The organism is Amphritea sp., assembly GCF_016744155.1.
Taxonomy (GTDB): Bacteria; Pseudomonadota; Gammaproteobacteria; order Pseudomonadales; family Balneatricaceae; genus Amphritea.
Genome location: NZ_JADGEW010000044.1, coordinates 1 through 10,988, shown reverse-complemented (window position 1 = coordinate 10,988; position 10,988 = coordinate 1). Strand labels below are relative to the sequence as shown.

Sequence of the window (10,988 nt, the reverse complement as noted above, 5' to 3'; positions counted from 1 at the left end):
AAATGCCTGATTCAGAGGTTATCGGAATGTTTGGTGAATATATGTTCAGCCAGCTTGCAGACCGCTATCCTATTTTTATTGAACAGGAAAACACGCTTCGCGGTTTTTTAAAAAGCGTCGATGAAGTTATCCATGTCGAGGTGCGAAAGCTTTATGAAAATCCTAACCTACCCTCCTTTAACTGCATTGATACAGACGATCAGACACTACTCATGGAATACCGTTCTCCCCGCCAGCTTTGCATCCTGGCAGAAGGCCTGATTCGCGGTGCAGCGCAACACTACAAAACAGCCATCACCTTAGAACACCCACGTTGTATGCATAAAGGTCATGATCATTGTGATTTGATCATCCGATTTAAGGCTTGAGGACACAATAAATGAGTCAAGATATCGCCTATCAGGAAGCATACCGTAGAGAAAAAAAAGCTCGTCGCGAAGCGGAGCAACTACTGGAAGATAAATCCAGAGAACTATTCAAACTCAATAATGAACTATTAAATACTAATGACAGGCTAAAGGAACAACAAAGCCTGATGTTACGTAATGAAAAGCTGGCTACTCTGGGAACCTTATCAGCGGGTATTGCCCATGAGATTAACAACCCACTAGCATTTGTTTTAAGCAATATGGAAAGTTTGCGCCGTTATATTCATTCATACAATGCGCTATTAAAGCTCAATCGCCAATGGCAGGAGCAACAAAACCTCTCCCCTTCACAATCAGACCAGCTTCAAACGCTACTGGATGAGCAAGATCTGATATTTATACAAGAAGATACGGAAGAACTACTTACGGATACTGAAGAGGGCCTGATACGACTGCGAGATATTGTACAGAACCTGCGCCACTTCTCTCATAGTCAGGGATCAGAACGGGTTAAAGCCGACCTGGCTGCGGGCCTTAACAGCACATTAAAAATACTACAAAGTGAACTGAATGACAGTATTGCTGTGAACTGTATGATCGACTCCCTTCCCTTAGTTGAATGTAACCCAGGTGAGTTAAATCAGGTATTTCTCAATCTATTAATAAACGCTAAACAAGCTCTGGAGTATAACCAGAATCCACAAATTTTTATCTCCGCCACCAGTCAGGATGATGTGATCATTATTCGCATTAAAGATAATGGCAGTGGTATGGATGAACAGGTATGCAAAAAGATTTTTGACCCTTTTTTCACGACAAAGCCCGTAGGCCAGGGAACGGGGATGGGCTTGTCGATCGTTTACGGAATTATAAAAGACCATAATGGCACTATTAATGTTAAGAGCGCCCAGGGCAAAGGAACTTGCTTCGAAATTAGCCTGCCTATAGCAGGCACATCATAAGCCGCTATGCTTAAGCTTTTCCAGCTGATCCCGGTAGTGGCCTGCTTTTTCAAACTCAAGATTTTTAGCCGACTCATACATCTTGTCTTCCAAGCGGCTCATCGTCTTCGCCAACTCAGCAGTGGTGAGTTTCTTAGGATCAATCTCAAATTCAGCGGCGGGTTCTGCCACCTTCCGGCCGGTTTTGGTTTTACGCCCCGGAATAGCGGATGCTCCTTCCATAATATCGGCAACAGATTTAACAATACCTACAGGTACAATACCGTGCTTCTTATTATAGATGACCTGTACTTCTCTACGACGTTCGGTTTCATCTATCGCCCGCTGCATCGATCCGGTAATCCGGTCTGCATAGAGAATGGCCCGGCCATTAATATTCCGCGCCGCCCGGCCAATCGTCTGAATCATAGAGGTTTCTGATCGCAAGAAGCCCTCTTTGTCCGCATCCAGAATAGTCACCAAGCTCACTTCAGGCATATCGATACCTTCCCGCAACAGGTTAATACCCACCAATACATCAAATTCACCAATCCGCAGATCACGGATGATCTCGACCCGCTCTACGGTATCGATATCAGAATGCAGATAACGCACCCGCACACCATGCTCAGCGAGATAATCAGTCAGATCCTCAGCCATCCGTTTGGTCAGCACAGTGACGACAATCCGTTCTCCTCGACCGGCAACAAGATTAATCTCACCAAGCAGGTCATCAACCTGAGTCTTGGCTGGGCGCACTTCGACCATCGGGTCGAGCAATCCGGTTGGACGTACTAACTGTTCGACTACCTGCCCTGCCTGGGCCGCTTCATATTTCCCCGGCGTCGCTGAGACAAAGATCATCTGTGGCGCCTGAATCTCCCACTCTTCAAATTTCATAGGCCGGTTGTCCAACGCCGAAGGCAGACGGAAGCCGTACTCCACCAGCGTTTCCTTACGGGAACGGTCGCCTTTATACATTGCGCCTAACTGGGGGATAGTCACATGGGATTCATCGACCACTACCAGCGCATCGTCAGGCAGATAATCAAACAGCGTTGGCGGGGCATTGCCTGGATCCCGTCCTGAAAGATAGCGGGAGTAGTTCTCAATTCCAGAGCAATAGCCCAGTTCCCGAATCATCTCGATATCATACAGCGTACGCTGCTCCAGCCGCTGGGCTTCGACTAGCTTGTCGTGATCCCGTAGCTGTTTAAGTCGGCCATCTAGCTCATCTTTAATCTTATCGATCGCGGCGACCAGGGTTTCCCGCGGAGTAACATAATGTGATTTAGGATAGATAGTCACTCTGGGCACACGGCGCAAAACCTCACCGGTCAGAGGATCAAAGTAACTCAGGTTTTCTATTTCATCGTCAAAGATCTCGATCCGCACCGCTTCTTTTTCAGATTCCGCCGGAAACACATCGATCACATCACCGCGAACCCGGTAAGTAGCCCGGTGCAACTCAACATCATTGCGGGTGTATTGCAGCTCAGCCAAGCGACGCAAGATAGCTCGTTGATCCGCCTGGTCGCCCCGATCCAGGTGAAGCATCATTCCCAGATAGGCTTCCGGGTCACCCAATCCATAAATGGAAGAGACCGATGCAACGATAATCGCATCTTTCCTTTCCAGTAACGCCTTGGTCGCCGACAGTCGCATCTGCTCGATATGCTCATTTATCGAGGCATCTTTATCGATAAAGGTATCTGATGAGGGAACATAAGCTTCGGGTTGGTAGTAATCATAATAAGAAACGAAATACTCAACCGCATTATTGGGGAAAAAATCCCGGAACTCGCCATACAACTGGGCGGCCAATGTTTTGTTATGTGCCAAAACAATAGTCGGACGCTGCAACTCAGCAACAACATTCGCAATGGTAAAGGTTTTACCCGATCCGGTTACCCCGAGCAGAGTCTGAGACGCCAGACCCGCATGAATACCTTTAACCAAATTTTCGATAGCGGCTGGCTGGTCACCCGCAGGCTGAAACTTAGACTGAACCTGAAAACGCTGTTTCATAAGTATTCTGTACTGCAAAAAATGGAAGCCGGCTATTATACCTGTAAGAATTTTTTTCTGCTGAATGATCTCACTACAAGCGTAAAACAACTGAAATTGAATAAAGTTGTAACTTTCTTGAAATAAATGCTGTTTTTATCGATTTTCACCGTACAGGGGGATTTTTCCGCAACCTTGTTTCCGGTATTATTTGGCGGTTGAATATACCGTGGCATGGCGCCACATTTTTTCAGAGGAAATGGCTAGGACAATGCAACTCTCCGATCGCGTTAACAGCATTAAACCTTCCCCGACACTGGCAGTGACTAACCGAGCTGCTGAATTGCGTGCGGCAGGCAAAAACATTATCGGCCTGGGTGCCGGCGAACCCGATTTCGACACCCCAGATCATATTAAAAACGCTGCTATCGAAGCGCTAAACAACGGCTTCACAAAATACACAGCTGTTGACGGCACTCCTGCTCTGAAAAAAGCCATTATTGAGAAGTTTAAACGCGATAACGGCTTTGACTACGAAGCTAACCAAATTCTAGTCTCTTGCGGTGGTAAGCAGAGTTTTTTCAACCTCTCTCTGGCGTTATTGAACCCAGGTGATGAAGTAATCATCCCGGCTCCTTACTGGGTTTCCTACCCGGATATGGTGCTGATGGGTGAAGGTGTACCGGTTATCATGACCACCACCCAGGAAGCTCGCTTTAAAATCACACCAGCTCAACTGGAAGAAGCGATTACTGATAAGACCAGACTTCTGGTACTTAACAGCCCATCAAACCCGACCGGCGTTGCCTATACCGCAGCAGAGCTGAAAGCTCTGGGTGAAGTACTGGTGAAATACCCAGAGGTATTGATCGCTACTGACGACATGTATGAGCATATCCTGTTTACCGATGAGCCATTCATCAACATACTTAACGTCTGCCCTGAGCTCTATGATCGCACCATCGTGCTTAACGGTGTTTCAAAAGCTTATTCTATGACGGGTTGGCGTATTGGTTACGCGGCTGGTCCTGCCAAGCTGATCGGCGCGATGAAGAAGATCCAGTCTCAGAGCACTTCTAACCCAACATCCATCTCCCAGGTTGCCGCACAGGCTGCGCTGGAAGGTGATCAGGAGTGTGTTAAAGAGATGGTTCGGGCGTTTAAACAGCGTCATGACTTCGTGTTGGAAAAACTGAATGATATCGAAGGCGTCAGCTGCATCCCCGCCGACGGCACTTTCTACGCATTTCCAAGCTTTCAGCAGGTGATCGACAGCAACGACAAGTTCGAAAACGATATCGATCTGGCGGAATTCCTACTGTTAGAAGCCGGTGTAGCACTAGTTCCAGGGTCCGCTTTTGGCGCCCCTGGTAACATGCGCCTGTCTTTCGCTACATCTCTGGATATTTTAGAAGATGCAATCAGCCGCATTAAAGTTGCGTTAGAAAAATAATACCTCTCTTTTAAAAAATACCGGGCCCTGCCCGGTTTTTTTATATTTTTCAACGCCTGCTTTCTCATCAAGTAATATCTAACTAACTCTCTGCAAACACCTTTCCAATTGCCTTGAGTAAAGGCCCATACAATTCCTTACAATTCTTTACACGACAAATATTGGCATTATCTATTAGTCTATATATAATCATTTTTTAGTTTTAAGACGACCGGTCTAATTATCATGAACCGCCCCAAAAGAAACGAGCATAATCGGGAAAAAATCCTGGAAGCAGGCAAGGAGCTCTTTAACCGTCAGGGATATCACGGTACCGGATTGAAAGAAATTCTGGACGTTTGTAAAGTACCTAAAGGCTCTTTCTATAATTATTTTGAAAGCAAAGAACAATTTGCAGTAGCCGTACTGGAGTACCATCACCAACTGGAAGATGAGAAATGGAGTTCTCGTATCAATGAGGTCTCCGGCAACCTAATGGATAAGTTCCATGCTGCTATAGAGATATTTATAGCGGAATATGAAGAAGACCCTCTGGCTACGGGCTGCTTACTGACTAATTTGATGGGTGAGGTCGGCAATGCCAGCGACTCTTTCAGAGAGACTATTCGGAGCTCTTGTGAGCAAGTTATCGAATGTATTGAAGAAGATTATCTTTTAGCCCAAGCCGAAGGAAGCATGCGTAATGATATTCCAGCCCGTCAGCTTGCCCAGCTATTTTGGGATTCCTGGCAAGGCGCCCTATTACGAACAAAAGTAGAGGCCTCAACGGCACCATTGCGCGAAGTCTCCGACTCACTCTATACCCTATTCCAGCCTCTTGCAGGCACAGAACCCAAATAGTGGAAATACTGATGAAAACCAAACAAATTTTAACCCCACTACTCTTTAGCCTTGCCATCCTGGGTAGCAATACAGCAATCGCCGAGGAACAACAAGCGCCTCAGGGTCTGCCTGCTGAAGTGGTTCATGTACAGAGCAAGCCGCTGATCCACTCTATCGAAGCGGTAGGTACAATGCGTGCAAATGAATCTATCATTCTACGCCCTGAACAGAGCGGTAAAATTCAGCAGATTTTATTTACAGAAGGCAAACCTGTAGTCAAAGGCACTAAATTACTGATACTAGAATCGTCGCTATATCAAGCGGAGCTGGAAGCTGCAAAAGCTCGGGTAAGCCTTAGCCGTATCGCTTACAAACGTGCAGCCAGTCTTGTAAAAAAGAAAGTCGGATCACAACAGAATCTGGACACTACTTTAGCGCAATTGCGTGTTGATCAAGCTCAGCAGGAACTGGCTCAGACCCGTCTGGATAAGATGACCATCAACGCACCATTCTCTGGCGTTATCGGTCTGCGCCAAATTAGTCCTGGTGATTATGTCAACGCCGGACAGGATCTGGTCGAACTGACCGATCTCAACACCATGAAAGTTGAGTTCCGAATCCCGGAAAATCAAATAACCAACCTACATACCGGGCAACAGGTTCAGATTCTGGTTGATGCTCTAAAAGATGAAGTATTTACTGGCACAATCTATGCAATTTCCCCGAGCGTAAATGAACGCAGTCACAATATCGCAGTACGCGCTGAAGTACCTAACCGGAATAACCTACTCCGTCCAGGTTTGTTCGTGCGCATCCAGGTTATCACTGGCACAGATGAACAGGCCCTGATGATACCTGAAGAAGCAATCATTCCTCAGAACAACAACTTCTTTGTGATGAAGGTCGTGGAAGGCACAGTCGATATGGTACCTGTACAGCTGGGAGTACGTCGAAACGGTCAGGTAAACATTCTGGACGGTCTCAATGTTGATGAAGTAATCATTACCGCTGGCCAGATCAAGCTGTTTCCGGGGATGCCAGTGACTCCGATCTTTGTCGATGGCAGTGCTGAACAATCCGCACAACAGCCTGGAGCTTAAACCATGATCCTCTCTGAAATCAGTATTAAGCGCCCCGTACTGGCGATAGTAATGAGTTTGCTCGTGCTGCTGATAGGTGCCGTCTCTTACGACCGCCTGACGGTTCGTGAATACCCGAAAATCGATGTTCCGGTTGTCACCGTAGAAACCAATTACCCTGGTGCCAGTGCATCTATTATTGAAAGCCAGGTAACACAAGTCATCGAAGACTCTCTGTCTGGTATAGAAGGGATCGATTTCATAAGCTCTATCAGCCGCTCAGGTCAGAGCCAGATAACGGTCACCTTTACTCTGGATCGTGACCCAGATGACGCTGCCAGTGATGTGCGCGACCGTGTCGGTCGTGTTCGCGGCGCGCTCCCTGACGACGTCGATGAGCCAATTACAGCTAAAACTGAAGCAGACGCACAACCTATCTTCTGGCTAGCACTTTCATCAGACCGACACAGTATGATGGAGATCTCCGACATTGCCGACCGTCTGGTTAAGGACCCGCTACAAACCGTTAACGGTGTTGCCAGCGTAATGATGTTTGGTGATCGACGCTATGCCATGCGCATCTGGCTTGACCCTGCTCGCATGGCTGCTTATGAAATTATTCCCCAAGATATTGAGGCTGCTTTAAGCAGTCAGAACATTGAGATTCCTGCCGGACGTATTGAAAGCGACCAGAGGGAGTTCAGCGTACTGTCTCGCACAGACTTGAACAGCGTGGCTCAATTTGAAAATATTATTATCCGAAATGACAGCGGCTACCCTGTTAAAATCAAGGATATTGCCCGAGTAGAAATTGCGCCAGAAGATGAGCGTAAAAAGTCTCGCTATAAAGGTGAGCCCGCTGTTGCTCTGGGTGTAGTAAAGCAGTCAACCAGTAACCCTCTGGATGTATCAGAAGGCATTCAGGCGCGCTTGCCACAAATTGAAGCCGCACTGCCTGAAGGCGTTAAAGTTCAACTCGCTTATGATTCATCTATATTTATTGCAGAATCGATAAAGTCAGTGTTCAGTACCATCCTGTTAGCCAGCCTGTTGGTTGTACTGGTTATCTTTTTCTTTCTGCGAAATCTGCGGGCAACCTTGATTCCGGTTATTACGATTCCCCTCTCGCTGATCGGTGTTTTTGCGATGATGCTGGGCATGGGTTTCAGTATTAACACCCTCACCCTACTAGCCATGGTTCTGGCAATCGGTCTGGTGGTTGACGATGCCATCGTAATGTTAGAAAACATTTACCGTCATGTTGAAAATGGGCTCTCCCCTATTCAGGCAGCCTTTAAAGGCAGCAAAGAGATAGGTTTTGCGGTTATCGCTACAACACTGACGCTAGTTGCAGTATTTGTACCAATCGCTTTTTCTGAAGGCCGTACGGGTAAATTGTTCACTGAATTTGCATTGACCCTGGCGGGTGCCGTCGTGGTTTCAACCTTCATCGCATTATCACTTTCGCCAATGATGTCATCGCGCCTGTTACGGCATGAAACCAAGCATAGCGCAATGTTTAATCTGATTGAAGGTTGGCTGCAGCGCTTAACTACAGGTTATCAATCACTTCTCAAGAAAGTACTAAAATCTCGTTTACTAGCTGTTGCGATCATGCTGATCAGCCTGGCTGGCAGTGGCTTCTTTTTTACTCAGTTACCTCAGGAACTGGCACCGATTGAGGATCGCGGAGACATTCTTGCAATGTCGATCGCTCCCGACGGCTCCTCGGTCGATTATGTTGACCGCTATGCCCGCCAGGTAGAAGGGATGATTGGACAGGTACCGGAAGGGGATCGTTACTTTACGATCGTTGGATTCCCTACCGATACAAACTCGATGACCTTCCTTGGCCTGAAACGCTGGGAAGACCGGGAGCGTAAACAGCAATCGATAGCACAAGAGCTCACCCCACAACTATTTGGTGGCGTGACTGGCACCATGTCTTTTGCCATGAATCCGCCATCACTGGGCCAGGGCTTCATCTCTCGTCCAATAGAATTTATTATCAAATCAAATACCGATTATGCCGAGCTGAAAGGTATCGCCGATCAGTTGATGGGGCGCATCCTTCAGAATCCTGGCTTTATTCAGCCGGATGTCGATCTTAAGCTAAACAAACCGGAACTAACGATCGATGTTAATCGTGATAAAGCTTCAGAAATGGGACTGGATATTAGTCTGATCGGACGCAGCATCGAAACCTTCATGGCCAGCCGTCAGGTCACCCGCTTCAAGAAAGATGGTGAACAGTACGATGTCATTCTACAAGTTGAACCCGGACAGCGTCGTGATCCCAGCGATCTCAGCACGATCTATCTGCGAACGAATGACAGTCAAATGGTACAGCTAAGCTCCGTTGTCGATATAAACGAAAGCGTTGCGCCAAAAGAGCTAAACCATTTCGATAAAATGAAATCTGTGACTTTCCAGGCGATTCTGGCTCCTGGCTACAGTGTGGGTGAAGCGCTCGATTATATCGAACAACAGATGGCGGAGATCAGTCCTGAAACACTGTACGATTTCGGCGGTCAATCCCGCGAATTCAAGTCATCCAGTAACAGCCTGATGTTCACTGCTCTTCTGGCTGTAGCATTTACCTTTCTAGTTCTGGCTGCTCAATTTGAAAGCTTCCGCAACCCTCTGATCATCATGTTGTCAGTTCCGCCTGCACTGTTCGGCGGTTTGCTGGCGTTGTATTTCAGTGGAGGCTCACTCAGCATCTACAGTCAAATCGGCCTGATCACACTCGTCGGACTAGTCACTAAACACGGCATTCTGATTGTCGAGTTTGCCAATCAATTGCAGGATCAGGGACGAGCAGTTCAAGACGCCATCATTGAAGCTGCCACACTACGACTGCGCCCGATTTTGATGACCACCGGTGCTACAGTACTAGGAGCAATCCCACTCGCAGTTGCCTTTGGCGCCGGTGCTGAAAGTCGACAACAGCTTGGCTGGGTTATCGTCGGCGGCATGACTTTTGGTACGCTACTAACACTGTTTGTAATACCTACGGTATACAGTTATCTTGGTAAGCGTCTGTTCAAACAGATCGAGCCGGACATTCAACTTATGGAACAAGGATCTGAGCAGTGAAAGTAACTAAACACACTCTGCTAGCCGCAGCGATTAGCTGTGCTCTCATAACCCCCCACGTTAGCGCCGCTGCACTAACAGAGATCTACCAGCAGGCACTGGCTCAGGACCCGCAACTCAAAGCGGCTGAAGCAGCCTCTTTCGCAGGCGCAGAAGCCCTGCCTCAGAGTCGCGCGGGATTACTACCCAGCGTCTCCCTCAGCGGAAACACTACATGGGTTGAAGCTGAAACAGCCGATTTCAACAATCACGGCTACACTGTAAGCCTGAGTCAGCCACTGTTTTCAGCCGCTGCCTGGTTCAATTACCAGCAAGGTATCTCTCTGTCTGAGGCCGCTGAATTACAGTTTGATCAGGCCCAGCAAAACCTCATTCTGCGGGTTGTTGACAGCTATCTGAGCGTACTACGAGCGCAAACTACTCTTGAAACTTCGCAAGCGCAGGAACGTGCGATAAAGCGTCGCCTCGAACAAGTTAATGCACAATTTGAAGTGGGTCTGATCGCCATTACCGATGTTCAGGAAGCTCAGGCATCTTATGACAATGCTCAGGTCTCCAGAATTCTCTCAGAAGGAGACCTGGACAACAGTTTCCAAGCACTTGAGCGACTAACTGGACAACCAATAAGCGATATCGATCCACTGGCAAAGGACTATCCGGTTGAGAACATCTCCCCTATTGCGTCTAAAGACTGGATAGAGAAAGCCCAGGGTGGGAATCTGTCACTGAAAGTAGCACAAGCCAACACTGAAGCCGCTCGAAGACAAGCTCAAGCAGCCTCCAGTGGTCACTTGCCAACCCTTTCACTTACGGCAAGTCATGATCGGGATAAAGGCACTACAGTTAGTAATGACTGGGCGGAAACCAATCAAATTGGGCTAACACTCTCCATGCCGATATTCTCTGGCGGAGCAACCAGTTCTACCAGTCGTCAGGCTGAATACGGCTTGACCCAGGCTCGCTTTAACCAGGACGATACTCTTAGAGGCGTTATTCAGGAGACCCGCAATCTGTTGCGTAACCTGCAAACGAATGTCCTGAGTGTAGCCGCCCGCCAGCAAAGCATTCTCTCTAGCGAAACAGCCCTTAAGGCGACTGAAGAGGGCTTCAACGTCGGCACCCGAAATGTGGTTGATGTTTTACAGGCAGAGCAGCAACTTTATAGTTCTCTACGGGACTACGCTAACGCCCGGTATGACTACATCCAGAACCTGTTCAA

8 protein-coding genes are annotated in these 10,988 nt (G+C 47.7%); 7 read left to right on the top strand and 1 reads right to left on the bottom strand.

The window, feature by feature from the left end:
• Both QZZ54_RS19015 and QZZ54_RS19010 read left to right on the top strand, forming a co-directional pair.
• Window positions 1–368, top strand: a 368-nt coding sequence (locus QZZ54_RS19015) for a heme NO-binding domain-containing protein (RefSeq protein WP_290705778.1), incomplete at its 5' end; no start/stop codon positions are given.
• 11 nt (window positions 369–379) lie between these two features.
• Complete coding sequence (locus QZZ54_RS19010) at window positions 380–1,330, top strand: ATP-binding protein (protein ID WP_290705776.1); 951 nt, start codon at window positions 380–382, stop codon at window positions 1,328–1,330.
• On the opposite strand, the gene uvrB is transcribed toward QZZ54_RS19010, so the two are convergent.
• Entirely contained in the window at window positions 1,325–3,337 is a 2,013-nt protein-coding gene (gene uvrB / locus QZZ54_RS19005; protein WP_290705773.1) for an excinuclease ABC subunit UvrB, read from the bottom strand. The genes QZZ54_RS19010 and uvrB overlap by 6 nt on opposite strands.
• A 250-nt stretch (window positions 3,338–3,587) precedes the next feature.
• On the opposite strand from uvrB, the gene QZZ54_RS19000 reads away from it, so the two are divergent.
• From QZZ54_RS19000 to QZZ54_RS18980, 5 genes are all read left to right on the top strand, one after another.
• Window positions 3,588–4,769: a pyridoxal phosphate-dependent aminotransferase gene (locus QZZ54_RS19000; protein WP_290705771.1), complete on the top strand. Its 1,182-nt coding sequence runs from the start codon at window positions 3,588–3,590 to the stop codon at window positions 4,767–4,769.
• 225 nt (window positions 4,770–4,994) lie between these two features.
• Complete coding sequence (locus tag QZZ54_RS18995) at window positions 4,995–5,609, top strand: TetR/AcrR family transcriptional regulator (protein ID WP_290705769.1); 615 nt, start codon at window positions 4,995–4,997, stop codon at window positions 5,607–5,609.
• Window positions 5,610–5,620: 11 nt separating this feature from the next.
• Complete coding sequence (locus QZZ54_RS18990; protein ID WP_290705767.1) at window positions 5,621–6,691, top strand: efflux RND transporter periplasmic adaptor subunit; 1,071 nt, start codon at window positions 5,621–5,623, stop codon at window positions 6,689–6,691.
• A gap of 3 nt (window positions 6,692–6,694) precedes the next feature.
• Window positions 6,695–9,769 (top strand): efflux RND transporter permease subunit, encoded by a 3,075-nt coding sequence (locus QZZ54_RS18985; RefSeq protein ID WP_290705765.1) that lies wholly within the window; start codon window positions 6,695–6,697, stop codon window positions 9,767–9,769.
• On the top strand, window positions 9,766–10,988 hold a 1,223-nt coding region (locus QZZ54_RS18980), incomplete at its 3' end, for a TolC family outer membrane protein (RefSeq protein ID WP_290705763.1). The genes QZZ54_RS18985 and QZZ54_RS18980, both read left to right, overlap by 4 nt.

Excerpts from the sequence above, each read along its gene's own strand:
- QZZ54_RS19010 (WP_290705776.1), top strand. The coding sequence starts at position 380 with ATGAGTCAAGATATCGCCTATCAGGAAGCATACCGTAGAGAAAAAAAA.
- uvrB (WP_290705773.1), bottom strand. The coding sequence starts at position 3,337 with ATGAAACAGCGTTTTCAGGTTCAGTCTAAGTTTCAGCCTGCGGGTGAC.
- QZZ54_RS19000 (WP_290705771.1), top strand. The coding sequence starts at position 3,588 with ATGCAACTCTCCGATCGCGTTAACAGCATTAAACCTTCCCCGACACTG.
- QZZ54_RS18995 (WP_290705769.1), top strand. The coding sequence starts at position 4,995 with ATGAACCGCCCCAAAAGAAACGAGCATAATCGGGAAAAAATCCTGGAA.
- QZZ54_RS18990 (WP_290705767.1), top strand. The coding sequence starts at position 5,621 with ATGAAAACCAAACAAATTTTAACCCCACTACTCTTTAGCCTTGCCATC.
- QZZ54_RS18985 (WP_290705765.1), top strand. The coding sequence starts at position 6,695 with ATGATCCTCTCTGAAATCAGTATTAAGCGCCCCGTACTGGCGATAGTA.